The 25,040-nt window shown below is 63.0% G+C and carries 23 protein-coding genes and 4 tRNA genes; 10 read left to right on the forward strand and 17 right to left on the reverse strand.

Going from position 1 to position 25,040, the window contains the following annotated elements; translation table 11 throughout:
* Positions 1 to 43: 43 nt before the first annotated feature.
* The 4 genes from ACFPTO_RS06345 to ACFPTO_RS06360 all read right to left on the reverse strand — a co-directional run bounded on the left by ACFPTO_RS06345 (position 44) and on the right by ACFPTO_RS06360 (position 2,979).
* Positions 44 to 223, reverse strand: coding sequence for a hypothetical protein (locus ACFPTO_RS06345; RefSeq protein WP_377710216.1), 180 nt, complete (start codon positions 221 to 223; stop codon positions 44 to 46).
* A gap of 167 nt (positions 224 to 390) precedes the next feature.
* Positions 391 to 1,707, reverse strand: coding sequence for an MFS transporter (locus ACFPTO_RS06350; RefSeq protein ID WP_377710217.1), 1,317 nt, complete (start codon positions 1,705 to 1,707; stop codon positions 391 to 393).
* Positions 1,708 to 2,117: 410 nt separating this feature from the next.
* Positions 2,118 to 2,630 (reverse strand): TonB family protein, encoded by a 513-nt coding sequence (locus ACFPTO_RS06355; RefSeq protein WP_377710219.1) that lies wholly within the window; start codon positions 2,628 to 2,630, stop codon positions 2,118 to 2,120.
* Positions 2,631 to 2,766: 136 nt separating this feature from the next.
* Positions 2,767 to 2,979 carry a hypothetical protein gene (locus tag ACFPTO_RS06360; RefSeq protein ID WP_377710220.1) on the reverse strand — a complete coding sequence of 71 codons (213 nt, stop codon included), beginning with the start codon at positions 2,977 to 2,979 and terminating at the stop codon, positions 2,767 to 2,769.
* Between the two features lie 658 nt (positions 2,980 to 3,637).
* On the opposite strand from ACFPTO_RS06360, the gene ACFPTO_RS06365 reads away from it, so the two are divergent.
* Positions 3,638 to 4,657 (forward strand): VirK/YbjX family protein, encoded by a 1,020-nt coding sequence (locus ACFPTO_RS06365; protein WP_377710222.1) that lies wholly within the window; start codon positions 3,638 to 3,640, stop codon positions 4,655 to 4,657.
* Between the two features lie 220 nt (positions 4,658 to 4,877).
* Here the strand turns inward: ACFPTO_RS06365 and ACFPTO_RS06370 are convergent.
* The 4 genes from ACFPTO_RS06370 to rph all read right to left on the reverse strand — a co-directional run bounded on the left by ACFPTO_RS06370 (position 4,878) and on the right by rph (position 7,617).
* Positions 4,878 to 4,967: transfer RNA gene (locus ACFPTO_RS06370), tRNA-Ser, on the reverse strand.
* A 61-nt stretch (positions 4,968 to 5,028) separates the two neighbouring features.
* Positions 5,029 to 6,246 (reverse strand): radical SAM family heme chaperone HemW, encoded by a 1,218-nt coding sequence (gene hemW, locus ACFPTO_RS06375; protein WP_377710223.1) that lies wholly within the window; start codon positions 6,244 to 6,246, stop codon positions 5,029 to 5,031.
* Positions 6,243 to 6,884: an RdgB/HAM1 family non-canonical purine NTP pyrophosphatase gene (gene rdgB, locus ACFPTO_RS06380; protein ID WP_377710224.1), complete on the reverse strand. Its 642-nt coding sequence runs from the start codon at positions 6,882 to 6,884 to the stop codon at positions 6,243 to 6,245. Before rdgB ends, hemW begins: the two co-directional genes overlap by 4 nt.
* Complete coding sequence (gene rph, locus ACFPTO_RS06385; RefSeq protein WP_377710225.1) at positions 6,877 to 7,617, reverse strand: ribonuclease PH; 741 nt, start codon at positions 7,615 to 7,617, stop codon at positions 6,877 to 6,879. The genes rdgB and rph overlap by 8 nt, the downstream gene beginning before the upstream one ends.
* 381 nt (positions 7,618 to 7,998) lie before the next feature.
* Between rph and ACFPTO_RS06390 the strand changes: the two genes are divergently transcribed.
* From ACFPTO_RS06390 to ACFPTO_RS06410, 5 genes are all read left to right on the forward strand, one after another.
* Complete coding sequence (locus tag ACFPTO_RS06390) at positions 7,999 to 8,934, forward strand: YicC/YloC family endoribonuclease (protein WP_377710226.1); 936 nt, start codon at positions 7,999 to 8,001, stop codon at positions 8,932 to 8,934.
* Between the two features lie 14 nt (positions 8,935 to 8,948).
* Positions 8,949 to 9,641 (forward strand): guanylate kinase, encoded by a 693-nt coding sequence (gene gmk / locus ACFPTO_RS06395; RefSeq protein WP_377710227.1) that lies wholly within the window; start codon positions 8,949 to 8,951, stop codon positions 9,639 to 9,641.
* A gap of 40 nt (positions 9,642 to 9,681) precedes the next feature.
* Positions 9,682 to 9,885 (forward strand): DNA-directed RNA polymerase subunit omega, encoded by a 204-nt coding sequence (rpoZ, locus tag ACFPTO_RS06400; protein WP_293033117.1) that lies wholly within the window; start codon positions 9,682 to 9,684, stop codon positions 9,883 to 9,885.
* 89 nt (positions 9,886 to 9,974) lie between these two features.
* Entirely contained in the window at positions 9,975 to 12,341 is a 2,367-nt protein-coding gene (locus tag ACFPTO_RS06405) for a RelA/SpoT family protein (RefSeq protein ID WP_377710228.1), read from the forward strand.
* 153 nt (positions 12,342 to 12,494) lie between these two features.
* The gene (locus ACFPTO_RS06410; RefSeq protein WP_377710229.1) at positions 12,495 to 12,983 is read left to right on the forward strand and encodes a phage protein NinX family protein; all 489 of its coding nucleotides are present in this window, start codon (positions 12,495 to 12,497) and stop codon (positions 12,981 to 12,983) included.
* Between the two features lie 73 nt (positions 12,984 to 13,056).
* Here ACFPTO_RS06410 and ACFPTO_RS06415 read toward each other — a convergent pair.
* Positions 13,057 to 13,133: transfer RNA gene (locus tag ACFPTO_RS06415), tRNA-Arg, on the reverse strand.
* A 70-nt stretch (positions 13,134 to 13,203) separates the two neighbouring features.
* A tRNA-Arg gene (locus tag ACFPTO_RS06420) sits at positions 13,204 to 13,280 on the reverse strand.
* 118 nt (positions 13,281 to 13,398) lie between these two features.
* Between ACFPTO_RS06420 and greB the strand changes: the two genes are divergently transcribed.
* Complete coding sequence (gene greB, locus ACFPTO_RS06425) at positions 13,399 to 13,962, forward strand: transcription elongation factor GreB (RefSeq protein ID WP_377710231.1); 564 nt, start codon at positions 13,399 to 13,401, stop codon at positions 13,960 to 13,962.
* Positions 13,963 to 14,055: 93 nt separating this feature from the next.
* Here greB and ACFPTO_RS06430 read toward each other — a convergent pair whose 3' ends face one another.
* Entirely contained in the window at positions 14,056 to 15,246 is a 1,191-nt protein-coding gene (locus ACFPTO_RS06430) for a porin (RefSeq protein ID WP_377710233.1), read from the reverse strand.
* Positions 15,247 to 15,814: 568 nt separating this feature from the next.
* Positions 15,815 to 16,024, reverse strand: coding sequence for a hypothetical protein (locus tag ACFPTO_RS06435; protein WP_377710235.1), 210 nt, complete (start codon positions 16,022 to 16,024; stop codon positions 15,815 to 15,817).
* 413 nt (positions 16,025 to 16,437) lie between these two features.
* Between ACFPTO_RS06435 and ACFPTO_RS06440 the strand changes: the two genes are divergently transcribed.
* Together ACFPTO_RS06440 and ACFPTO_RS06445 are read left to right on the forward strand one after the other, a co-directional pair.
* Complete coding sequence (locus tag ACFPTO_RS06440) at positions 16,438 to 16,641, forward strand: cold-shock protein (protein WP_293041260.1); 204 nt, start codon at positions 16,438 to 16,440, stop codon at positions 16,639 to 16,641.
* A gap of 277 nt (positions 16,642 to 16,918) precedes the next feature.
* Positions 16,919 to 18,076 carry an exonuclease domain-containing protein gene (locus ACFPTO_RS06445; protein WP_377710236.1) on the forward strand — a complete coding sequence of 386 codons (1,158 nt, stop codon included), beginning with the start codon at positions 16,919 to 16,921 and terminating at the stop codon, positions 18,074 to 18,076.
* A gap of 29 nt (positions 18,077 to 18,105) precedes the next feature.
* Here ACFPTO_RS06445 and ACFPTO_RS06450 read toward each other — a convergent pair whose 3' ends face one another.
* The 4 genes from ACFPTO_RS06450 to ACFPTO_RS06465 all read right to left on the reverse strand — a co-directional run bounded on the left by ACFPTO_RS06450 (position 18,106) and on the right by ACFPTO_RS06465 (position 20,931).
* Positions 18,106 to 18,696: a chorismate mutase gene (locus tag ACFPTO_RS06450; RefSeq protein ID WP_377710238.1), complete on the reverse strand. Its 591-nt coding sequence runs from the start codon at positions 18,694 to 18,696 to the stop codon at positions 18,106 to 18,108.
* A 209-nt stretch (positions 18,697 to 18,905) separates the two neighbouring features.
* On the reverse strand, positions 18,906 to 19,055 hold the full coding sequence (locus ACFPTO_RS06455) for a hypothetical protein (protein WP_377710239.1): 150 nt from the start codon (positions 19,053 to 19,055) through the stop codon (positions 18,906 to 18,908).
* Between the two features lie 722 nt (positions 19,056 to 19,777).
* A tRNA-Thr gene (locus ACFPTO_RS06460) sits at positions 19,778 to 19,853 on the reverse strand.
* Between the two features lie 61 nt (positions 19,854 to 19,914).
* A complete protein-coding gene (locus ACFPTO_RS06465; RefSeq protein ID WP_377710240.1) occupies positions 19,915 to 20,931 on the reverse strand; it encodes a class 1 fructose-bisphosphatase in 1,017 nt (338 codons plus the stop codon).
* A 558-nt stretch (positions 20,932 to 21,489) separates the two neighbouring features.
* On the opposite strand from ACFPTO_RS06465, the gene ACFPTO_RS06470 reads away from it, so the two are divergent.
* Entirely contained in the window at positions 21,490 to 21,786 is a 297-nt protein-coding gene (locus ACFPTO_RS06470) for a hypothetical protein (RefSeq protein ID WP_377710242.1), read from the forward strand.
* A gap of 257 nt (positions 21,787 to 22,043) precedes the next feature.
* Here the strand turns inward: ACFPTO_RS06470 and pepN are convergent, their stop codons facing one another.
* A complete protein-coding gene (pepN, locus tag ACFPTO_RS06475) occupies positions 22,044 to 24,746 on the reverse strand; it encodes an aminopeptidase N (protein WP_377710244.1) in 2,703 nt (900 codons plus the stop codon).
* Positions 24,747 to 25,040 lie beyond the last annotated feature (294 nt).

Below are 25,040 nucleotides of genomic sequence, written 5' to 3' on the forward strand. Positions count from 1 at the left end.
CGGGAGGAAGAGGGGCGCGTGAATGCCGCAATGCCGATGCAGGTCAGGCGAGCAACATTTCCATGGCGACGACAGCCACGATGGCCGCAATATTGGCTGCGACCGCCTCGATCACGACGGCACGCCAGCTTGCGGTTCGCCAGCGGACCGCAAGCACGAGCGAAAAGCCCAACGCGAGCGCGATGATCAGGACGACGTCGGCGTTGCTCAGATGAATGTTCATCGTCGGCTCCCGGCGGGGCAAGAGCAGGGTTGGCTAACCGGAATTTCTGCGGAATTTCTGACCTGTTGTTCCGAGTATAGTCAGGCGCCGCGCACGCACCAAGCGACCAAAAGAAGCGGAGTCCGCGCGAAGCGGCTCCGCTTTTGCCTTGATTGAGGCGCGTTGCGTTACATCAGTGTGTTGTGACGCGTCTCGCGCATGCTCAGGACGCCGAACAGGCTCACGGCGGCCGCAATCGAAACGTAGGCGCCCACCCACGACAGCCCGCCGCGCGCGGCGAGCACCTGCGCGATATACGGCGCCACGGACGCGCCGAGAATGCCGCCGAGGTTGTACGCGACGCCCGCGCCCGTGTAACGCACGCTGGTCGGGAAGAGTTCGGGCAGCAGCGCGCCCATCGGGGCGAAGGTGGCGCCCATCAGGAACAACTGGATCACGAGGAACAGCAGTACGAGCGGCAGCGCGCCGCTGCCGAGCAGCGGCGCCATCGTGAAGCCCGAAAGAATGGCGGCGATGCAGCCGACGATCAGCACCGGCTTGCGGCCGAAGCGGTCGCTGGCCCATGCCGAGAGCGGCGTCGCGAGCCCCATGAACACGACCGCAATGCACAGCATGCCGAGGAAGGTCGGACGCGGAATATGCAGCGCCGTCACGCCGTGCGCGAGCGAGAACACCGTTGCGTTGTAAAAGAGCGTGTAGCAGACCACCATCGCGAGCGCGCCGAGCAGCGTCGGTTTCCAGTGCTGGGAGAGCAGTGTCGCGAACGGCACGCGCACGCGCTCTTCGCGCTCGACGGCAGCCTTGAACGCGGGCGTTTCGGCGATTTTCAGCCGCACGTAGAGACCGATCGCGACGAGCACGGCCGAGATGACGAACGGCACGCGCCAGCCCCAGTCGCGGAACTGCTGATCGGAAAGCGTCGAGGCGAGGCCGAAGAAGAGTCCGTTCGAGGCGAGAAAGCCCACCGACGGCCCGAGTTGCGGAAACATGCCGAACCAGCCGCGCTTGCCTTGCGGCGCGTATTCGGTCGCGAGCAGCGCCGCGCCGCCCCATTCGCCGCCGAGACCAATGCCCTGACCGAAGCGCAGGACGCACAGCAGGACCGGTGCGAGGCTGCCGATCGCGTCGTAACCGGGCACGAAGCCGATTGCCGTCGTCGAGAGCCCCATCACCAGCAGCGACGCGACGAGCGTCGACTTGCGGCCGATGCGGTCGCCGAAGTGGCCGAACAGGAAAGAGCCGATCGGCCGCGCCACGAACGCGATGCCGAACGTGACGAAAGCCGACAGCGCCTGCGCCGTCGCCGAGCCGTGCGGGAAGAACACCGGGCCGATCACGAGCGCGGCGGCCGTGGCATACACGTAGAAATCGTAGAACTCGATTGCGGTGCCGATGAAGCTCGCGAAGATCACGCGCGACGTGGGCGATTGCCGGGATGCCTCGGGCTGGTCGGCGCGAGCGGGCGAAATCGGTGAAGTGGACATCGTGGAGTCTCCAGTCGTTATGACGCGCGACGTCGCCATGGGCGGTGCGCGGGTCCGCATACGCGGCTTATGACGGGCGGTGCGAGACAAACAGGTTGCGGCGCCCATTGCCAGTCAGCGGCAGCGTGTTGCCAGATTCTTGCCAGATTGGTGCCATATGACCGGCGACGATGGGTCGTTACGCATCGCGAGGAGTACAAGGCGTTCGCGTTGCGTCCGGCCGGCTCACCGGCGCGCCGATGGGCGCAAGGGCAGCCGTTACCCGTCGAAGCCAGGGGGTGGCGCGCGCCGACGGGAGAAGCCGGGCAGGGCCGGCGAGGGGTAGGGGAAAAATTATAACGATCGTGCGGTACGCGCAGCAAGGCGGGGAAAAACCGGAGCACGTGCGGTTCGAGGCGATCCGGCGCGGCTCAGTTGAAATTCTGCGCTTGCGGCGACGCTAGCGAGCGCAACTGGAATTTGCCGTCGTCATTGAAGAGCCAGTCCTCGAACATTTCGAGCTGGCCGAGCGAGTTGAGCAGACGCGCGGGTGGAGGAGGCAGCGGCGTTGCGCGGCGCAGCGTCGAGAGCGCGGTGGCTTCGGCATCGTCGTCGCCGTTGGTGCGGTACACCGACGATTTCACGATCTGGCCATCGCGATCGACCACGAACGAAACGACGACGAGCGAGCGCAGCATCGCCTGCGGCGTGCCGGCGAGGATATAGGAAGGATTGCGCTCGACGATGCGGTGCGCGACGGCTGCGCGATATTGGTCGAGCGTGTAGCTGTTGATGGCCGCGGGCGGAATGGCGAGGAGCGGTTTCGGCGGTGGCGTGATGGTGCAGGCGCTGGCGATCAGCAGCAGCAAGGCGAGCCCCGTGCGCTGCAGCACAAGGGCTGACGAACCGGCGAAGCGGCGGGTCGGGCAGACGCTGATGAGCATGGCGCGCAAGCTCGGAGGCGAGACCAGATTCGAGCTTAGTCGAAACGGTGCAGGATGCAATCCGCAGTGTCCCGCGCCGTACGGTGAGCGCCCGGCGTCCGATGAAACGAGAAAAGAAGCGAGAAAGCGGGCTGGCTTAGAGCAGGGGGAATTGCCCGCAGGGATCGGTCGTGACGGTCCCGCAGGCGTACGAATACTGGCCGCTCTTCAGGACCAGTTCCTTGCCTTGTTGAACGTTCTCGCGGAAATCGGGCGAGCTTTCCCAGGCGATAAAGCCACTGCACATGACGGCAGACAGGACCACGAGCGAAAACGCAAATTTTTCAAGACGTTGATAGCGGTATGGCATGACGGCAATTCCCGGGAAGAGCCCGGATTTTACCGTGTTGTCAGGGTTAATACCTAGAATTCCAATCGGGGCAAAGGGGTTGCTGTCTCCTGTTTCGCGCGTTTCGCACCGGGGGGCGGGGCATCGAATCATGTGGGCGGGAGCGCAATCTGGCCGTGGGGCGTTTCACGGGGGCAGGACGCAAAGACACTGGCGTCGTGGGTGTGGGCGGCCTTAATGCGAGCGATGCGGCCGGCATAAACAGGAAAACGGCGCGAAGCGCTATCGACTTCTACGTCCTGCATGACAATTGTTGGTGCGACAAAATTACGCAGTATTTCACGGTTGCTGGCGACGAGCACTGGCTAGGCGTCCGACGGTCGATCCTGTAATATTTCGTAAAATTACGCCTTGCTCCGTAATTTCCCGGGGCCGATGCGAATCCTCGTAAGCGTGTTCGCATTGGCTGTCCGAAGGACTGGGCCGTCGCATTGCGTACGTGAGATGGCTCGTCGAACATCGGGGATCAGGACTGCGATAGATGCGCGCAGGAAAATCGATCAGCCAGTACCCGAATCGTCATTCAGGTGCACTGCAGTTGTAACTCGCAATGCGGTCCGTCTGCACCGGCTGCCTCCGTGGTTAGGCTACGTATGAAAATGAAAGCGGATGGCGGTAAATGATGTCGATTTCCGTGATTTACCACTTGCTGGCGAGAGCCATCCCTGGGCGAAGCTCCGGTGCCCTGTTTCGGAAGATCCGCGTACTGATGTACGCACTGCTCCATCCATTTGCGGCCCGCATCTGGCTGAGCGCTGTGGCGACCAACGCGCTGCTCGCCGATATCGCCGTGCGTAACCGGCGCTACCTCGAACGTCCCTTTCGCCGCTTCATCCAGGCGGATATGCCTGCCTGCGCGCGTGCCGAACTACTGTGCGGACATTTCCGCGTCGTGCGGGAGCTCTTCGGCGACGACCGGGTGCGCAGTCTCTATCTGAAGTCGGATCACGTGACCCTGGCATCGAGTGGGCGATATGCAATCGTGGTGAGCGAGCCGGTGCGCTGCTGGCGCGAAGGGTTGCTTACCGTCGCCTGGCGCGACATGGTCGAGCATGTCGATCTTGCGTGGGCGACGATGAGCTTCGAGTGGCATGCCGGATCGGGGAAGCGCGGGGCGCTGATCGGCGGCCTGCAAGGGCCAGCGGGAACGGATAGAGAGCGGGTGCGTGAGGCGACGCGCGCATGCCACGGATTGCGGCCGAAGGCTGCGGTGGTGGAGGCCGTCTGTCTGCTGTCGAGGATGGCAAGGGTCGACGTGCTGAGCGGGGTGACGCAGAAGACGCACGTTTCCGCCGGAACGCAAGCGCAGGTGCGCGCGGATTATGACGGCTTCTGGGAGGAGATCGGCGGTGTTGAAACCGCTGGGCGGTACGTGTTGCCGCTTTGCCTGCATCACCGCGACGTCAGCGAGGTTCCGTCGAACCGGCGTGCAGCATTTCGCAGGCGGCAGACGCTGATTGCGGACTTGCTGGCGCAGATCGCGCAGGCGGTAGACGCGAATCCGGTCGAAGAGGCGCTGCCGGGTCATCTGGGTCACGCAAAGGCCGACAGCGATCGTCTGGATTTTGCCGTTGCGCTGACAACCGACCCTCGTGACGCGGAACCGGTCTTTGCGTTCAACGGCGTCAACCCAGTGTAAGCCGATCGGCCGGTTCCGCAAAGACTCGCTGCCTGAACCACCTGATCCACCTGATCCGCGTGACATTTTTCCCGTACGAACGGGATGCTTGAAGCCGTACACGGCTGGTACACGCCAAAAAACAAAACGCGCACACCGTGACAGTGTGCGCGTCTGGTAGGGGATCAAGCACGGGAACTTACGAACCGCTTTCCCGAGGGCCTCATCCTGCAAGCATGTATGGCGGAGGCGGTGAGATTCGAACTCACGGAAGGGTTACCCCTTCGCCGGTTTTCAAGACCGGTGCATTCAACCACTCTGCCACACCTCCGAAGCCGCGCATTGTAACTCAAAAGCAGGCTCTGCCAGCAGCCTGCGCGTTGCGCGTTGGGTTAGCCGGCGTCCTTGAGAAACATCCCCTGCAGATCGTTCAAAAAGCGCTGCCCGAGTTCGGTCGGCGCAATTTTCTCGTAATCGCGGCTGATGAGCCCGCGCCGCTCGGCCTCCTCGAGCGCCGGTTCGATCGACGTCATCGAGAGCCCGGTGGACTCGACGAAGCGATGGACCGGGAAACCTTCCACGAGCCGCAGCGCGTTGAGCATGAACTCGAACGGCAGATCGCGCGGACCGACCTCATGCTCCTCCTGCACCGCCGTGCCTGCGCGTGCCTGCTCGATGAACGTCGTCGGATGCTTGTAGCGCGCCTGGCGCACGATGCGGTTCGGGAACGACAGCTTCGTGTGCGCCCCGGCGCCGATGCCGAGGTAATCGCCGAAGCGCCAGTAATTGAGGTTGTGGCGGCATTGCCGATCCGGCTTCGCGTACGCCGACACCTCGTAGCGTTCGTAACCCGCTTGCGCCGTGCGCGCGTGTATCCACTCCTGCATGTCGGCGGACTGATCGTCGTCGGGCAGCGGCGGCGGAAACTTCGCGAACAGCGTGTTCGGTTCGAGCGTCAGGTGATAGAGCGACAGATGCGGCGGCGCGAACGAGAGCGCCGTTTCGATGTCGGCCTGGCATTCGGCGAGCGTCTGTTTCGGCAGCGCGTACATCAGGTCGAGGTTGAAGTTGTCGAAGGTCTTCGCCGCCACCTCGACGGCGTGACGCGCCTGCGCCGCATCGTGGATGCGCCCGAGCGCCTTCAGGTGCCCTTCGTTGAAACTCTGGATGCCCACCGAAAGCCGGTTCACGCCGCTCGCATGAAACTGCGCGAACTTGTCGGCTTCGAACGTGCCCGGGTTCGCTTCGAGCGTGATTTCGGCATCGGCGTCGAGCGGCAGCAGCGCGCGCACGTCCGAGAGCAGCCGGTCGAGCCCCGCCGCCGAAAGCAGGCTCGGTGTCCCGCCGCCGATGAAAACCGTATGCACCTGGCGGCCCCATATCAGCGGCAGCGATTGTTCGAGGTCGGCGCGCAGCGCGTCGAGGTAATCGTTCTCGGGAAAGCGCTCGCCTTTCCATTCGTGCGAATTGAAGTCGCAGTACGGACACTTGCGCACGCACCACGGGAAATGCACGTAGAGCGTGAGCGGCGGCAGCGAGGTCAGCCGGATGCTGCCCGGCATCGAGAACGCCTGGATCACGCGGTTACCGGTTTCATGTGCCTGGCTCATGCGTCCTCCCTGAGTCGTGCGAGCAGGTGCTTCAGCGCAATCGCCCGGTGGCTCGATGCGTTCTTCACGGCCGGATCGAGTTCGGCGGCGCTCGCGTTCAGCGCCGGCAGGAAGAAGTAGGGGTCGTAGCCGAAGCCGTTGGCGCCGCGCGGCGCGTCGAGCACGACGCCGTGCCAGCGGCCTTCGGCGATGAGCGGCTCGGGGTCGTCCGCGTGGCGCACGAGTGCGAGGACGCAGTAGTAGTACGCGCGGCGATCCGCGTGGTCCTTCAGGCGCTCGACGAGCAGCGCGTTGTTCGCCGCGTCGCTCTTTTCGCCGCCGGAGAGCTGCGCATAGCGCGCCGAATGCACGCCCGGCGCGCCGCGCAGCGCGCGCACGCACAGGCCGGAATCGTCGGCCAGCGCGGGCAGGCCGGTCAGCTGCGCCGCGTGACGCGCCTTGGCGAGCGCGTTTTCGACGAAGGTCGGATGCGGCTCCTGTGCCTCGGGCACGTTGAACTCGCCCTGCGGCACGAGCTCGATGCCCGCCGTCGCGAACAGCGCTGCGAACTCACGCAGCTTGCCCGCGTTGTTCGACGCGAGCACGACGCGCGCGAGCGCATCAGCGGTCACAGCGGCCATCTCGCGCGTCTCAGCCATGTGCGCTCTCCAGCGCGGCCTTCTGCTTCTCGACGAGCGTACGGATGCCGCTTTGTGCGAGGTCGACCAGCGCGTCCATTTCGGCGCGCGAGAAGGGCGTGCCCTCAGCCGTGCCCTGGATTTCGACGATGCCGCCCGAGCCGGTCATCACGACGTTCATGTCCGTGTCGCACTGCGAGTCTTCGGCGTAGTCGAGGTCGAGCACCGGCGCGCCTTCGTACATGCCCACTGAGATCGCGGCGACATAGTCGGTGATCGGCGAGCGCTCGATGCGGCCCATCGCGAGCAGTTTCGACACCGCGTCGTGTGCGGCGACGAAGGCGCCCGTGATGCTCGCCGTGCGCGTGCCGCCGTCGGCCTGGATCACATCGCAGTCGAGGTTGATCGTGCGCGCGCCGAGCGTTTCGAGGTCGAACACGGCGCGCAGCGCACGGCCGATCAGGCGCTGGATTTCCTGGGTGCGGCCCGTCTGCTTGCCGCGCGCGGCTTCGCGGTCGCTGCGCGTGTGGGTGGCGCGCGGCAACATGCCGTATTCGGCGGTGAGCCAGCCCTGGCCCTTGTCGCGCAGGAACGGCGGCACGCTCTCGGAGACGCTCGCGGTGCACAGAACCTTCGTATCGCCGAATTCGACGAGCACGGAACCTTCGGCGTACTTCGTATAGTGGCGGGTGATGCGGACGTCGCGAAGCTGGCTGGCGGGGCGGCCGCTCGGGCGCTGAATGGTTTGGGTCATCGGTGAGGCGTGCGCGCAGGCACGAAGCAGGGAGCGAAACGCCAATTTTACCGTCGGATGCGCCGCGTGCGGGCGATGCCCCTGACAGCAGCACCGCCGTGCGCATGTGAGTCGCGTGTGGGCCGCTTCTGCGCCGCTTATGAGCCGCATCCAGGTCGCTCGTGAGTCTCTTCCAAGTCGATCGCAAGCCGCTCGTGAGCCAGTTGCGGCGCGGCAGTCCGCGATGCCGCCCCGGATGCCGCCCCGGATGTCGGTGCGGCCAAAAATGGGATAATGCGCTTTCTCCGCCCCGCGTCATCTCCAACACGCCGGGCGCCTCGATCCCTCCGCCGTGTCCCGTGCGTCGACGCGCGACGGCACGGCTTTATCGCGAGACGAACCATGATTTACAGCATGACCGGCTATGCCAGCGCCACGCGCGAGCTTGCAGCTGCCTCGGGCACGGGCGGCGCGAGCGTGTCCGTCGAATTGCGCACGGTGAATTCACGTTTTCTCGACCTGAATTTCCGCATGCCCGAAGACGTGCGCGTCTGCGAGCCGACGCTGCGCGAAATGCTGATGACGAAGCTCTCGCGCGGCAAGGTCGATATCCGCATCAACGTGCAGCGCAGCGAGCAGGGCGCGAATGCGGGCGCGCTGAACCGCGATGCGCTCGATCAGCTTGCCACGCTCGAACGCGCCGTGCTCGAAGCGTTCCCGGGATCGGGCCATCTGCGCACCGGCGAAATTCTGCGCTGGCCCGGCGTGCTGGCCGAAAGCGGCATCGCACCCGAAGTACTGCGCGACGCAGTGCTCGGCTGCGGCAAGCAGGCCATCGCCGACCTCATCGACGTGCGTGCGCGCGAAGGCGCGCAACTGGCCGCCATGCTGCTCGCGAACGTCATGGAAATGGAAGTGATCGTTGCGAAGATCACGCCGCTCGTGCCCGAGCTGATCGTGAAGCATCAGCAGAAGATCGTCGAGCGGCTGCAGGAGGCGCTCGGCATCGCGGCGCCCGAAGCGAGCGGCAACGGCACGATCGGCGGCGTTTCGCGCGAGGAAATCGCCGAGCGCATCCGCCAGGAAGTGACGATGTACGGCATTCGCATCGACATCGCCGAAGAACTGTCGCGTCTCACGGCGCACCTGAACGAAACGCGTCACGTGATCGAGAAGGGCGGCAAGGTCGGCAAGCGTCTCGACTTCATGATGCAGGAGCTCAACCGCGAAGCGAATACGCTCGGCTCGAAGGCGGCGGCGAAGGAACTCGCCGATGCGTCGATGACGCTCAAGCTCCTCATCGAACAGATGCGCGAGCAGGTTCAGAATCTCGAATGAAGGAAGCAACGAACATGACTGGTCAAAGCAGCGAAACGCAACAGCGCAATCCGTACGTGGGCGTTTATCCGGGCAACCTTTTCATGGTGGTGGCCCCGTCGGGCGCGGGCAAGTCGACGCTCGTGAACGCGCTGCTCGCCGAAGACAGTGCGATTTGTCTTTCGATTTCGTACACGACGCGCGCGCCGCGTTCGAAGGAGCGCGACGGCGAGCACTATCACTTCACGACCGTGGCCGATTTTCTCAAGCGTCACGGCGAAGGCGAGTTCCTCGAAAGCGCGGAAGTGCACGGCAATTACTATGCGACGTCGCGCGTGTGGATCGAAGACCAGATGAAGATCGGCCATGACGTGCTGCTCGAAATCGACTGGCAAGGCGCGCAGCAAGTGAAGAAGCAGTTTCGCAACGCGGTGGAGATTTTCATCCTGCCGCCGTCGCTCGATGTGCTCGCGGATCGTCTGCGAAAGCGCGGCGAAGACGAGCCGAACGTCATTACGCGGCGCCTGCTCGCAGCGGGTAGCGAGATGGCGCATGCGAGCGAAGCGGAGTATGTCGTGATCAACGAAAACTTCGACCGCGCGCTGCAGGATCTGCGCAATGTCGTCAAGGCAACGCGTCTGCGTTTCGCGTCGCAATACGCGCGGCATACGGAGCTCTTCGTGGAGCTCGGCATCCACCAGCCGCAGCCCGGAGCATCGGGCACATAAGGTAGAATAAGAACCTGCTGAGAATGAGAAGGAAACCGACATGGCCCGCATCACCGTCGAAGACTGTCTGAAACAGATCCCGAACCGCTTCGAACTGGCACTCGCCGCGACGTATCGCGCCCGCCAGCTCGCCCAAGGTCACACGCCGAAGATCGAGAGCCGCGACAAGCCCACCGTCGCTGCGCTGCGCGAGATCGCGGCTGGCCAGGTCGGCCTGGAAATGCTGAAAAAGGTGCCCGTCTAACGGCGCCTCGTACGCATTCCTGTTTGGCTAGTAAGTTGTTCCGCGCGCAGTTGCTTTAACGTCAACGCCAACCTGATACGGAGGGGAACATGAGCACCACACCCTCGCCGGCCACGGAAGTGGACCAGGAAGCCGAGACCGCGAGCCCTGCGCGCAATTACATCGACGCAGTTCTCGAACAGTCGTTCCGCCATCTGTTCGGACCGACTGCCACACCGGAGCAGCCCCGCAAGCACGGGGTCGTTTCCATCGCCAATCTGACCGCCGCGCTGTCCGGTTACCTCACGCCCGAGGAAATCAAGGAAGTCAAAGCGGCGTTCCACTTCAGCGACGAAGCCCACCTCGGGCAGTATCGTCAGAGCGGCGAGCCCTACATCACGCATCCTGTCGCCGTCGCGGAAATCTGCGCGGGCTGGAAGCTCGACGCCCAGTCGATCATGGCCGCGCTGCTGCACGACGTGATCGAGGACCAGGGCGTGACCAAGGCCGAGATCGCGGAGCGCTTCGGCCCGAAGGTCGCGGAACTGGTCGACGGGTTGTCGAAACTCGATAAGATGGAGTTCCGCAATCGCGAAGAGGCGCAGGCGGAGAACTTCCGCAAGATGCTGCTCGCGATGGCGCGCGACGTGCGCGTGATTCTCGTGAAGCTCGCGGACCGGCTCCACAACATGCGCACGCTCGGTGCGGTGCCGCCCGAGAAGCGCCGCCGCGTCGCACGCGAAACGCTCGACATCTACGCGCCGATTGCGCACCGTCTCGGTCTGAACAATACCTATCGCGAGCTGCAGGATCTGAGCTTCGCGAACTTCAACCCGCACCGCTACGCCACGCTCGAAAAGGCGGTCAAGGCGGCGCGCGGCAATCGCCGCGAGGTGGTCGGGAAGATTCTCGAATCGGTGCAGCGCGCTATTGCCGACGCGAAGATCAGCGCCGAAGTCACGGGCCGCGAGAAAACCATCTTCAGCATCTACAAGAAGATGCGCGACAAGCAACTGTCGTTTTCGCAGGTGCTCGACGTTTATGGTTTTCGCGTCGTGGTCGAATCGGCGCTCGAATGCTATACCTGCATCGGCGCGCTTCATGCGCTCTACAAACCGGTGCCGGGCAAGTTCAAGGACTACATCGCCATTCCGAAGGTGAATGGCTATCAGTCGCTGCATACTACGCTGGTCGGCCCGTTCGGCGCGCCGATCGAGTTCCAGGTGCGCACGCGCAAGATGCACGAGATCGCCGAAGCGGGCGTGGCGGCGCACTGGCTCTACAAGAACAGCGGCGCCGATCTCAACGACGTCCAGAAGCGCGCGCACCAGTGGCTCAAGTCGCTGCTCGACATCCAGAGCGAGGCGGGCGATTCGAGCGAGTTCCTCGAACACGTCAAGATCGATCTGTTCCCCGACGCGGTCTACGTCTTCACGCCGAAGTCGAAGATCATGGCGCTGCCGCGCGGCGCGACGGCGCTCGACTTCGCTTATTCGATCCACAGCGACCTCGGCAACCAGTGCGTCGCCGTGAAGATCAACAACGAACTTCTGCCGCTGCGCACCGAGCTGAAGAGCGGCGATATCGTCGAGGTGATCACCGCGCCGTACTCCAAGCCGAATCCGGCGTGGCTCGGCTTCGTGCGCACCGGCAAGGCGCGTTCGGCGATTCGCCATTACCTCAAGACGATGCGCCTGACCGAGTCGGTACAGCTTGGCGAGCGGCTCGTCGATCAGGCGCTCAAGGGCTACGGCTACCAGCTTTCGGACGTCACGCCGGAGGTCTGGGACAAGCTCGTGCAGTGGACCGGCAACAAGAATCGCCAGGAAATCTTCGCGGACATCGGTCTCGGCCGGCGTGTGGCGGCGGTGATGGCCAAGCGCATCGAAGTGCTGATGAGCGGGCAGGACGCGGACGACGACGAGCACCAGAATCCGCCGCGCGAGCAGAATGCGCCGCACGCGCCGCCTGTGGTCATCACGGGCACCGAAGGCATGTCGGTGCAGCTATCGGCGTGCTGCCGTCCGATTCCGGGCGACGACATCATGGGCTACATCGGCATCGGGCTCGGCATGGCGATCCATACGACCGACTGCCGCGTCGCGCAGCGCATTCACCGTCGCGACCCGGGGCGCTGGATCGACGTGGCCTGGGCGCCGCAGCCGGGGCGTCTGTTCGACGTCGCGGTGAAAGTGCTCGTGAAGAACACCAAAGGCGTGTTCGCGCGCGTCGCTGCCGACATCACGTCGGCCGATGCCAACATCGTGCACATCGCGATGGACGACGACCTCGCGCAGGAATCGAACCTCCTGCGCTTCGTGATCCAGGTGAGCGATCGCCTGCACCTTGCGAATGTGATGCGCCGCGTGCGCACGAATCCGGACGTCATGCGTATTTCGCGCGAGCGTTCGAGCGACGAAGGCCACCATCGCCATGACGGCGGCATGCGGATCGAGCGCGAGCGCGCCGATTACTGATGCCCGCGTAAGCCCGCCGCGGCGCGATTGCCGCTTCGAACAGAATCTGGCTGGCCGGACTTTGAACGGCCTCACCGCGCGGGCAGGCTCCGCGGGTTGAGCATCGCGCCGCCGTCGGTCATCCCGTTCCCGATTCGAGTTGGGGGTGTAGCGATGAATGCAGCTGATCTGACCGGCATGACGCTCGATTACTGGGTCGCGCGCAGTCTCCATGATTTTGTCCGCGAGATCTATTTCACCGACAGCGGCACGAAGGTCGCCGTGCGCGGCAACGACCGCGGGCGGCCGTGGGACGGCCGCTTCACGCCGTCGACGTCGTGGGAAGCAGCGGGTGTCGTGCTGGAGCGCGCACAGCGTTTCGAACTGCGCGAGCGCCGTGACGGGGGCGACGCAGTTTGCGTCGCTGAGTTCGAGGGCAGTCACCGGACGGTCGAGGCACAGGGCGAGACGGTGCGTGTCGCGCTACTGCGTGCGTTCGTGAAGAGCCGTTTCGGCGATACGGTGTCTGAGATGCTGCGTCAGCCACAAGTGCTGAACGGCCTGTATGCCGAGCAGGTGGGCGAGCCGAGCGCTGTCGGCGATGTGGAGGATCTGCCGTGCCCGGATGCCCGGATCGGCGATATCGGCACGTCACCGCGCTAACGGGCAGAAATGGGCAGAGTAGGCCAAAAGAACAAAGGGCCTTCCTGACTGATCAGGAAGGCCCTTCGAGAGATGGCGCGGCTGGCAGGATTCGAACCCACGACCCCTTGGTTCGTAGCCAAGTACTCTATCCAACTGAGCTACAGCCGCACACTGAAACGGTACTACGTACTTCTGTAAAGCGAAAGTGCCGTCAAAAACTGAGAGCACTTGGATTAAGTGGTGCGGCTGGCAGGATTCGAACCCACGACCCCTTGGTTCGTAGCCAAGTACTCTATCCAACTGAGCTACAGCCGCACGCAGAAGAGAGATTATAGCAGAGCTTCAAGAAAAGGGAAGAGTTTCGGTGCGGGTTTGTCTTGCGGTGCGCTTCGTATAACCTCAAGATATGTCGTCCGTACCGCAGTGGCTCATCATGAACAAGGCATTTGTAAAAGAATCGTCCGATGACGACGATGACGATCTCGAAGGCGGTCTGCCCGAGATTCCCCCTGGAGCGAAAAACTACATCACGCCCGCTGGCTACCAGCGTATGCGCAGCGAACTGCTGCATCTGATCGACGAGGAGCGCCCCGAGGTGGTCAAGCTCGTATCGTGGGCTGCCTCGAACGGCGATCGATCGGAGAACGGGGATTACATCTACGGGAAGCGGCGTCTGCGGGAGATCGACCGGCGTATCCGTTTTCTCACCCGGCGGCTCGATCTGGCCGAGGTCGTGGACAGCAGCCGTCAGGAAAACACCGACCAGGTGTTCTTTGGCGCAACCGTCGAATACGGCACCGAGGACGGCGAAGTGCATACGGTGACGATTGTCGGAATCGACGAGGTCGATCTCGATCACGGGCACGTGAGCTGGATTTCACCGGTGGCGCGGGCGCTGCTCAAGGCGAAAATCGGCGATCAGGTGACGCTGCGCACGCCCGCAGGTGCCGTGCCTATCGACGTGCTCGACGTGCACTATCCGGCGCCGGGCGGTTGAGCGGCGCACGTCTCACGTTTTGCCCACAGCAACGAAAAAAAGGCGCCGCAAGCGGCGCCTTCTTCAACTGCAATACTGCCAGCGGGGTGCTTCTTAGAAGCGGTGACGCATACCGACCGTCACAGCGACCTGGTTTTGCGTCGTCGATGCCGAGCTCAGGCCGTTCAGGTAAGCGCCGACTTCCGAGTTCGACGAAACGTGCTGCCAGTTGCCTTGCAGGTACACGTCGGTGCGCTTCGAGAGCAGGTAGTCCGACTGCAGCGAAACCGTGTTGAAGTTCGGGTTCACGCCGCCGCCCAGGTTCGCGCGGGTGTACGTGTATGCGCCAGCCAGGCTCAGGGCCGGGGTCAGAGCGTAGCGGACGTTGCCTTCAAAGTTCTGGAAGCGGGCGCTGTTCGCGCGGAAGGCGATGCCGCCCTGCGTTGCGTTGCCGGTGCCCGATTGCGTACCCGAAATGCCGCCGCCTGCTGCGTCGGACAGGTTCGTCTGCGTGTACACGAAGCCTGCCGTTGCCGGGCCGAACGCGTAGTTCAGGCCAGCGCCAAACGTGCGTTGACGGCCTGCCAGGAACGTCCATTCGCCGGTTTGTGCGCCCGCGCCGCTCGAGCCCGTGAAGCTCCCAGCCCGGTTGGCGGCGAAGGAGGCCGACGCCACGTCGTTGTTCAGCTGGAGGTAACCAGCAGCAACGTTCAACGGACCGTAGTTATACGTTGCGCCGAAGCTGTACGCACGGTTGTTTGCGAACTGCGAGCTGTTCGAGAACGAGTACGTGCCGCCGAACTTGAAACCCGAGTAGTTGATGCTCGAGTACTTGATCGTGTTGTTGAAACGGATCGAGTTGTTCAGGTTGTCGTTGTCGAACGGGTGTGCAGCGATCGTGCCGCCGTATTGCGTGCCGGTGTTCGACAGCGGTGCCAGGTAGTCAACGACGCTGTCGTACTGACGGCCGAGGGTCACAGCGCCGAACTGGTCGCTTGCGAGACCGACGAATGCCTGACGGCCGAACATGCGGCTCGACTGGCCGGACGTGCCGTTAGCGATGTTGAAGCCGTTCTCCAACGTGAAGATCGCCTTCAGGCCGCCGCCGAGGTCTTCGGCACCGCGCAGGCCCCAACGGCTGCCATTGACAGTGCCGCTCTTTTCTTGCCAGGCGCTGTGGCCGCCCTGGTTGTTCGTGTACGTGATGCCGGCGTCGATCAGGCCGTACAGCGTCACGCTGCTTTGCGCGTGCGCAGCCGTTGCAAAAACGCCCGCAAGGGCAGCGACCAAGAGAGTCTTTTTCATCTTTGTAAACTCCGAGAACAGTATGGGTTTCGGGGAACCCAGGCTTGTGGAAACCGCCCACGCGAGTGGTATCGACAGCTGATACTGCGTGGGTATTAGTCCGCCGAAATCGGTTTCCGGACAGGCAAAGTGTAGAGAGGGGGCTTTGAAACGGGTGGTTTCGATTTACGCAATAAAATATTGCGCTATACGAAATTATCCGGCGGATCGTGGTGAGCCTTTACTGGCAAAGGCTTTGGGAACCATCGGTCCTGAGTGGGAGTAGGGTGTCAACCGCGTGGCGTTGTGTGATTGCTACACCAAATGATGCGGAAGAAAGACCGCAAACGAGCGTTGGGTTCGATTATTACAACCCATGTAACAGATGGTTGTGTTCCATATGCTTAGTACACAACGCAGGCAGTGCCTATACTGTGGACGCTGCTTTTCGAAGCAGACTTTTTCGTTGACGAAAAAGATCTCCAAACCTTTGTTGCGCGGCCCAAAGCCGCGCTCTTTTTTGGAGCGCGCGGCTCATCCGCTGCTTTCCAGTCTTCGCTGCTATTTGTACGGGATTCGGTGCAATGACTTACTTGGCGCTCGCTCCGGGCGGCTCCGGCTCGTCTTGTGCAGTCCAGTCTTCCATCACGTAATGGCGTGCGTCCATCGGGGAACACAGGAGGTTGTGCCAGTGGTCGCCGTGCCACGAACCGTAAGTGTCGAGTTCGCCTGGTACGCGAGGCGTAACGTCGTCGGTTTGCACTAGCCATTTCAACCAGCGATGCAGGCTCGTCAGCATGATGCTCTCCTGATACGCGCTAACTGTATTGATACTGGTTTGAATGTTTTGCTTTAACAACCGGGAAAAACACTTACGTTTGACACTAATTGTTACGCGCAGGGAATTTTTTCCGCTGAAGAATTATTTGAAGATGGGCCGGGTAAAAATGACGCAAATCCGCGCAGGTGTTCTTTGATGCGTATTTTTTGCATCAATATTGATGCGCGCTGGCTTTATTCGGGGATCGGAAGATCGTTTATAAAAAATTCGCTTGACTGCTGATTGCTCTTCAATTTATAACGGCAAGGCTGATTTTCCTGCTGTGCTCAATATCCTGGCGGCGCGCTGCGATTGCGGTGGGGTAGGGGTCGGTTGGCTTACGGCGTGAGGATTAATTCCTGCGTCATCAAAATTTCGAGGGAAACTGAAACATGGAAACCGGTATCGTCAAATGGTTCAATGATGCGAAGGGTTTTGGCTTTATCACGTCTGACGCCGGCGGCGACGATCTGTTCGCGCACTTTTCTGAGATTCGCGCCGACGGCTTCAAGTCGCTGAAGGAGAATCAACGCGTCACGTTCGACGTCAAGATTGGCCCGAAGGGCAAGCAGGCGGCAAACATCCAGCCGCTGTAATTGCCTGTGGCGTAAAGTCGCCTCGCGTCTGTAGTATGAAGAAAGCCCTGGTAAATCCAGGGCTTTTATTTTATCGATGTCCTGTTTTGGTGCGTTAAATATCATCGTAATAATCGGATGAGTAGTTTGCTTTTGCGCAATCGGGTAAACGCCGGACCTCAACGCGCGGATCGCCTTGCAAATGAATCCATGCCGCGCCTCGCAGGTAAACCAGGCAATCTGCGCATGAACAGGGCATACTTCGCCTGTTTCCTCTATTCAGTCTTGCCGTTTCACCATGTTCGACACTCATTTGAGCCCCGGCGCGGCGCAGGCCGATGTTCCCATCGTTTTCGTGGACCTCGAGACGACGGGCGGTTCTGCCAGCGAGCACCGGATCACCGAAGTGGGCATCGTCGAGGTGGCGGCAGGCCAGGTGGCTCGGTGGAGCACACTGGTCGATCCCCGGCAGACGATCCCACCATTTATTCAGCAGCTCACCGGCATCACCAACGAGATGGTGCGGGGCGCGCCCACCTTCGACGAAATCGCGCCTGCGCTTTTCCAGCGCCTCGCGGGCAAGCTGTTCATCGCGCACAACGCGGCATTCGATCGAGGTTTTCTGCGCGTGGAGTTCGAACGTGCCGGCTACTCGTTCAACCCCGATGTGCTGTGTACGGTGCGTCTTTCGCGGGCGCTCTTTCCTGGTGAAAAGCGGCATGGTCTCGATGCGCTCGTTGAGCGGCACGCGCTCGTGCCGTCGGACCGACACCGCGCGCTCGCCGATGCGGATCTGATCTGGCAATTCTGGCAACAACTCCCGACGCTCGTGCCCGTGGCGACGCTGGAAACGCAGATCGAGCGGCTGACGCGCCGTCATCGCCTCGCCGGCGACATCACCGACGAGCTGATCGATACCGCTCCGGCCGGCCACGGCGTCTACGTCTTTTATGGCGAAAACGATGCGCCGCTCTACGTGGGGCGCAGCGTGCGTGTGCGTCAGCGCGTCCGTGCGCATTTGTCCGGCGAGCGGCGCTCGTCGCGTGAGCAGCGTCTGGCACAGCAGGTTCGCCGGGTCGAGTGGCGCGCGACGGGCGGCGAGATTGGCGCACTGCTTGTCGAGGCCCAATGGGTCGCCGCGCTTCGGCCCGTCTTCAACCGTTTGCCACGGGTGGCGAAGCACGATCCGCAATCGGCGCCCTGGCCGTTCGAGGGAGCGGTGCTGGTGGAGGAGCGCGATGCGGCGGACGGTTCCGCCGTCTTGCATCTGATCGACCGGTGGTGCTATCTGGGCGCAGCGGCCAGTATTGGCGAGGCGGTCGCGCTCGCGCGCGCAGTGGGCGAGTCGCCGTTCGAAATCTCGACGTGGCGCATTTTGCAGAGTCGCCTCGAACGCGGTTTGCGTGTGCAACCGCTGGCGGCGTGTGGAACGGACGGCACCGCGACGGTTGCCTGACCGGTTCGTTTGTCGGGTGCGCGTGACGGCTATGCCGTTGCGCCCACGCCGCCCGCCGTGCAGACGTGTTCAAGCGCCTGACTCATCGCCTCCGTGCGGGCCGAGTCATAGCGCGTCAATTGCTTCCAGTTCGCGATCGATCGCGCCACGCGCGCCGGGCAGTCGGCCGATGCGCGCATCGGCTGCACGCGCGCAAGCGCACCGACCAGCTGTCCGGTGAGCCGGTCGAGCTGCGGGCGCGTCACGGTCGCGAGATCGGGCGCCTCACCGCTCGGGCCTTGCGACGTGCGCCACGTCTCGAACAAGTTCTTCTGCACCTGCGTACTGGCATCGATCTGATCGCGGAAGAACGTGCGCGCGAAAGCAGGATCGACGCCCGCCGCCGACGCGCGCTTCTGCACATCGTCGAGTAGCGCGGCTTCGCGCGGCGCGTCGGTGATCGGCTTGTGATGCTCCCACTTCCAGTGCGCGACGGGCTCCGCCAAAGACAGACGTTGCGACACGAGCGCAATCAGGTTGGTCAACGCGGTGTCGTCGCCGTCTGCGCGAGCGCTGGAAAGGGGGAGTGCAAACAGCAATGCGGCGGCGCAGCACGCGCTCGTGCGAACGATGACATTCATATTGGAGATAAAGCGGACAGTCCCGGAGCGCAAAAGCTAAGAATAGCCGGAATTGGAGCGGATGCGGCTAATCGCGCGATGGATCAGGGCGCAACGCGAAGATTGTGCGCCCGGTCAGGCGCGTACTGGCGGGTGGCTGCGTGAATCACGCACGGCGGGCGGCGCGAGCCTCGCGCCTCGTCGCCCCGACGACATGTGTGGGATCCCCGTTATTTCTGGTCGTGTGCCTTGCGTTGCTCGTCGAGAAACGCCCGCACGTGTGCGGGCAATTCATCGCCGAGGAACTCGACGGCCACCGGTTCCGGATCCGGGCTGCATACCTGGTCCGGGGCCGGGATTCTGGGCGGTTTGGCGTCCATGATCTTTCTCCTGTATGAGTCGATTATCTGACTCGGCACTTCAATCGCGCTAGCTGTCGTCACCGTAACAGTGCTTTTCGCGCACGCGTGTTGCTTTCACCGCACAACGACCCATTGGAATAAGAGTCCGGGAATATAATTGCCCGGTTCCGTTCCATTCCTGCAAACGCGCGGGAGCATTCCTTCGTCGTTCTGACGATCCCCTCGAGAACCGTCCATACGAGGGGCTCCGCACCGTTCGTCAACCGCTCCAGCCTGTCGCCTCACTGCCGCCTGCCGCGCCTCGACGTAAGGGCCGCGTTATATGCGTGGCGTCGATGCCCCGGTGCCGCGCTTGTCGGCTCAACGGATGATTATTCGTTGGCGTTGACGCTAAAAGCATTAATTCTGTCTTTAAAACCTTCGAAAAATCGTTGGCGCTCGCCAGGTTGATTAATTGGCGACGAAAAAGTCAACCTATACGATTTATTGTGCGGTGCGCAAAAGCGAGCGCGAGCGTGATGGCGAAGCGGATGGTTCGGACCGCTTGCTGATTTCTGTCGCCGTCTGCCGTTTACGTTTCGGCAGACCACGGCGCAGGTGCGTGCCGTGGCTCGGCATGGTTCGCCGGTTGTGTAGCTTGGATGTGTAGTCTGGTTGTGCGGCCTGGATGTGTAGTCTGCTTATGCCGCCAGAAAGCAAAAAGCCCAGTCGCGAGGACTGGGCTTTTGCCTGAAACCTGTTGGTGCCGGAAAGAGGAATCGAACCCCCGACCTTCGCATTACGAATGCGCTGCTCTACCGTCTGAGCTATTCCGGCATCAGAGAAGGAAGATTATAGGAAGAATTTCGCAGATGTGCAAGTATTCCTCCCATCTTTTCTATTCTTTTGCTTCGTGGTGATAGCGCGTCACGCGCTCGACTTCGTTCTTCGAGCCGAGAAACACCGCCACGCGCTCGTGCAGGCCCTTCGGCTTGATGTCGAGAATGCGTCCGTTGCCGTTGGTCGCCGCGCCGCCCGCCTGCTCGACGATGAACGCCATCGGGTTTGCTTCGTACATGAGACGCAGCTTGCCGGGCCGCGACGGATCGCGGCGGTCGGCCGGATACATGAAGATGCCGCCGCGGTTCAGGATACGGTGTACGTCGGCGACCATCGAGGCGATCCAGCGCATATTGAAGTTCTCGCCGCGCGGACCTTCCTTGCCTGCGTTCAGCTCGCCGATGTACTTCTGCACCGGCTCGTACCAGTGGCGCGCGTTCGACGCGTTGATGGCGTACTCGCGCGTTTCTTCGGGGATGCGCATGTTGCTCTGCGTGAGCACCCACGAACCCAGTTCGCGATCGAGCGTGAAGCAGTTCACGCCGTGGCCGGTCGTGAGCACGAATACGGTCTGCGGGCCGTACACGGCGTAGCCCGCGGCGACCTGCTGCACGCCGGGCTGCAGGAACGACTCTTCGCTTGCCTGCTGGCCGTCCGGGCAGCGCAGCACCGAGAAAATCGTGCCGATCGACACATTGACGTCGATGTTCGACGAGCCGTCGAGCGGGTCGAACACCAGCAGGTATTCGCCCTTCGGGTAGTTGGCCGGAATCGGGAAGAACGTTTCCATTTCCTCCGATGCCATCGCGGCAAGGTTGCCGCCCCATTCGTTGGCGTCGAGCAGGATTTCGTTCGACAGGATATCGAGGTTCTTCTGCACTTCGCCCTGGACGTTCTCGCTGTCGGCGGTGCCGAGCGCATCGCCGAGCGCGCCCTTGCTGACGTTGTAGCTGATCGCCTTGCATGCGCGCGCAACGACTTCGATCAACAGGCGCAGATCGGCAGGCAGGTTGTGATTTTCGCGCTGCTGCTCGATCAGGTACTTCGTGAGGGTGGTTCGACGTTGCAAAGCCATGGAGAGTCTCCGGGTACGCTAGGGAATAGCCCGATTCTACCCGCTAGCTCCCACCGGGCCTGACAGTGGCGGACGGAAAAATAAGGTTCAGCGCGGATTTCCGGGAAACGAGGCAACGGCGGGCCGGGGCGGATGCGCGGAGCGTCGACGTTCTGGTTCGCTGTCGGCGTGCACTTACAGCGCGACCTATACTTCAGGAAATGCTTCAGGAAATCGGTCCCTTTATTTTCCATCGTCCTGGGTATCGAGCAGTCATGTCGCCGTAGCCGCCGGTCATCACGATCTCGTGCAATTCGACTGTGCGTGCGGGCCGCGTGAGTCCGTTCGCGTCGATTCCGGCCACGCGGCGTCTTCCGCATCTGGCCAGTGATGAAATCGGACGCGACGGGTGCGGCTGAACGAGGCGGCGGATCTCCCTGGCGTAGACGCACGTATCCCTGCGATGCGCGTCGTCTTGGCGCGGATGAGCGCACTGGCCACGGTGACTGCTCAGTTCGTGGTCGAGCAGGCGGCGATCGGCTGCGTCGATATTTCAGCCCAATCAAGGAGATACGAGCTATGGACAAGGCAATCAGCACGTTAATCGCGGCCGCCGCAGCACTCGCACTGTCGGGCGGCGCTTACGCTCAGGCCAACAACACGCTGGCGACCCCGACCACCGTCTCGCCGGCCGCCGCCCATGCAACGAGCGGCTACGGCACGCCTGGCGCTACCAATACGGATAGCGGCATGGGCGGGTCGCCGAACTCGGTTTCGCAGACGGGCATGAGCAGTAGCTCGACGCCCGGCACGCCCGCTTACGGGGTCAACAACACGCTGGCGACCCCGACCACCGCGTCGCCCGCCGGTAAATAAGCGCGCTCGAGGACGACAACCAGGCGCGAGTCAATCCGGCCTGGTGCGTGTCGTCACGGACGAATATTTTTCCGCCCGTCGCAAGAAAGGCCGCTGTCCCTGGGGGGCAGCGGCCTTTCTCTTTGTTTCCGGCGAAAACAATCCGCTGAAAAAAAATCCGGCGAAAAAATCCCGACAAAAATGCCAACAATATCGGCAATAAAAAAGCTGGCCGTGCAGGCCAGCTTTCGGGGGAGGGCTTCAGCCGCGTCGCCGCGTCAGGCCAGCGCCTTCTCGACGATCTCGCGCACGTCGCGCGACTTCGCTTCTGCCGCGACTTTCTCCAGCGCTGCGCGCATCGGCTCGCGCAGCGCGGGCGTGAAGCGGCGCCACAGTTCGAGATTGCGCGCGAGACGCGCCGCGACCTGCGGGTTGAACGCGTCGAGCGCCAGCACCTGCTCGGCCCAGAACGCGTAGCCCGAGCCATCGGCGGCATGGAATTGCGCCGGGTTCGCCGCGCAGAAGCTGAAGATCAGCGAGCGCGCGCGGTTCGGGTTCTTCAGGTTGAACGCCGGATGCTTCATCAGCGCGCGCACGGTTTCGAGCACCGGATGCTGTGCGCTGCCGCGCTGCGCGGCCTGCAGGGCGAACCATTTGTCGATGACAAGCGGCTCGCGCTCGAAGCGCGCGTAGAAATCTTCCAGTGCGTGCCGTGCGACGTCGCGGCCCGTGCCCGCCGCTGCGTTCAGCAGCGCCTGGAGCGCCGCCGCTCGGTCGGTCATGTTGTTGGCCGCATCGTATTGCGCGGTGGCGAGGCGCACGGCATCGGCCGGTTCGTCCAGTTCCGCCAGATACGACAGCGCGAGATTCTTCAGCGCACGGCGGCTCGCGGCCTCGGGCGTCGGTTCGTAGGCGCCCGGCGTGAGGTGCTTGTCGTAGCTCGCGAGCCAGTCGGTCTTGAGCGCCGCGCCGAGGCGCTTGCGCACGAACAGGCGCGCGGCGTGCACGGCGGCCGGATTCGATTCGGCCATCTGCTCGGCGAGATAGGTTTCCGACGGCAGCATCAGCGCGAGTTCGCGAAACGACGGCGACAGCGTTTCGTCGTTGAGCACGCGGCGGAATGCGTCGACGAGCGCGTCGTCGACTTCGAGCGGCTCCGAGCGAGCCGCGCGCGCCGCGAGTGCGAGCAGCTCGCGTGTTGCGAGGCGCTGTCCCGCTTCCCAGCGGTTGAACGGATCGCTGTCGTGGGCGAGCAGGAACGCCAGTTCAGTGCTGCTGTAGTCGTACTCGACGATCACGGGCGCCGAGAAATTGCGCAGTAACGAAGGCAGCGGCTTCACGGGTACGTCGACGAACGTGAAGGTTTGCTGCGCCTCGGTGAATTCGAGCACGCGCGTCGTGCCGCTCACGGCGCTTTCGTCTTCGAGGCGCAGCGGCAGATCCGCGCCGTCCGGCCCGATCAGGCCGATCGCGAACGGAATCAGCAGCGGTCCCTTCTGCGTTTCGCGCGCCGCGGGCGAACTGTTGGCGTAGTCCTGCGCGAGCGTCACGCTGTAGCGCCGGTGCGCTTCGTCGTAGTGCGTCGTGACCGTCACGCGCGGCGTGCCCGCCTGGCTGTACCAGCGCTCGTATTGCGCGAGGTCGCGGCCGTTGGCGTCGGCCATGGCCGCGCGAAAGTCGTCGCAGGCGACGGCCTGGCCGTCGTGGCGCTGGAAGTACAGGTCCATGCCCTTGCGAAAGCCGTCGCGGCCAAACAGCGTCTGATACATCCGCACGACTTCCGAGCCTTTCTCGTAGACGGTCATCGTGTAGAAGTTGTTGATTTCGACGTAGCTCTCGGGGCGCACCGGATGCGCCATCGGGCCCGCATCCTCCGCGAACTGCACCTGGCGCAGCACGCGCACGTCTTCGATGCGCTTCGTCGCGCGCGCGGCGTCGTTTTCGTCGCCGCCCGACATCGCCGCCGAGAACTCCTGGTCGCGAAACACCGTGAGCCCTTCCTTGAGGCTCAGCTGGAACCAGTCGCGGCAGGTCACGCGGTTGCCGGTCCAGTTGTGGAAGTACTCATGGCCGACCACGGCTTCGATGTTGGCGAAGTCGGTATCGGTGGCCGTTTCGGGATTGGCCAGCACGTACTTCGTGTTGAAGATGTTGAGCCCTTTGTTCTCCATCGCGCCCATGTTGAAGTCGCTGACCGCGACGATCATGAAGCGGTCGAGATCGAGTTCCAGCCCGAAGCGCTTTTCGTCCCAGCGGATCGAGTGGATCAGCGAATCCATCGCGTGGTGCGTCTTGTCGAGGTCTTGCGGTTCTACCCAGACCTGCAGCAATTTTTCCTTGCCCGAGCCGCTTTCGATGCGCTCTTCGAGCGCGACGAGCTTGCCCGCGACCAGTGCGAACAGATAGCTCGGCTTGCGGAACGGGTCTTCCCACTTCGCATAGTGACGGCCATCGGGCAGCGTGCCTTCGGCGATCAGGTTGCCGTTCGAGAGCAGCACCGGATACGCAATCTTGTCGGCGCGCAGCGTGACCGTGTAGGTCGCCATCACGTCGGGGCGGTCGAGAAACCAGGTAATGCGGCGAAAGCCCTCGGCTTCGCACTGCGTGAAGAAGTTGCCGCTCGACACATAGAGACCCGACAGCGTCGTGTTGTCGGCGGGGGCACAGGCGCCCGTGAGCACGAGTTCGAATGCATCGGGCACATTCTCGAGCGTGAGTCCGTGCTCGTGGGCGCGCACGCGCGCGTACGGCTTCCCGTCGATCGCCGCGCTCACGAATTCCAGTTGCTCGCCCATCAGTTCGAGATCGGCGGTGCTCGCGGTGGTGTGTGCGGCGGCGGGATTGCGGCGCACGCGCATCGTGTTCTTGACGATCGTGCGGTCGGGGACGAGGTCGAACTCGAGATCGACGGTGTCGATCAGAAAGGCCGGAGGCGCGTAGTCGGCGCGGCGGATCACGTTGGGCGTGGCGGTATCGGACATGGTCTGGGTTGCGGTTTCGTCGAGTGGTGCGGCGCGCGTGGTCCCGCAGCGGGTTCCGGCCGGCAGGCGCCGCAGATCGCCCCATTGTACAAAGGCACGGACCGGTTGTCCGGTGCGGGGCTGCGGCGCGAACTTCTTCCCGATCGTGCGGGCAAGTCAGTATGATCGCACTGCTGCGCCTGCAGACCCAGCCTGCAAACGCGGCGAGGCTGTTTTGATCTGGCAGGAAACTGGAATGAGTGCAGTCGCGCAGTCGTGTCGAACTCACATCGAACGCGCATCGAACGTGGGGTG

This window comes from Paraburkholderia denitrificans (genome assembly GCF_042655705.1).
In the GTDB taxonomy this organism is placed as follows: domain Bacteria; phylum Pseudomonadota; class Gammaproteobacteria; order Burkholderiales; family Burkholderiaceae; genus Paraburkholderia; species Paraburkholderia denitrificans.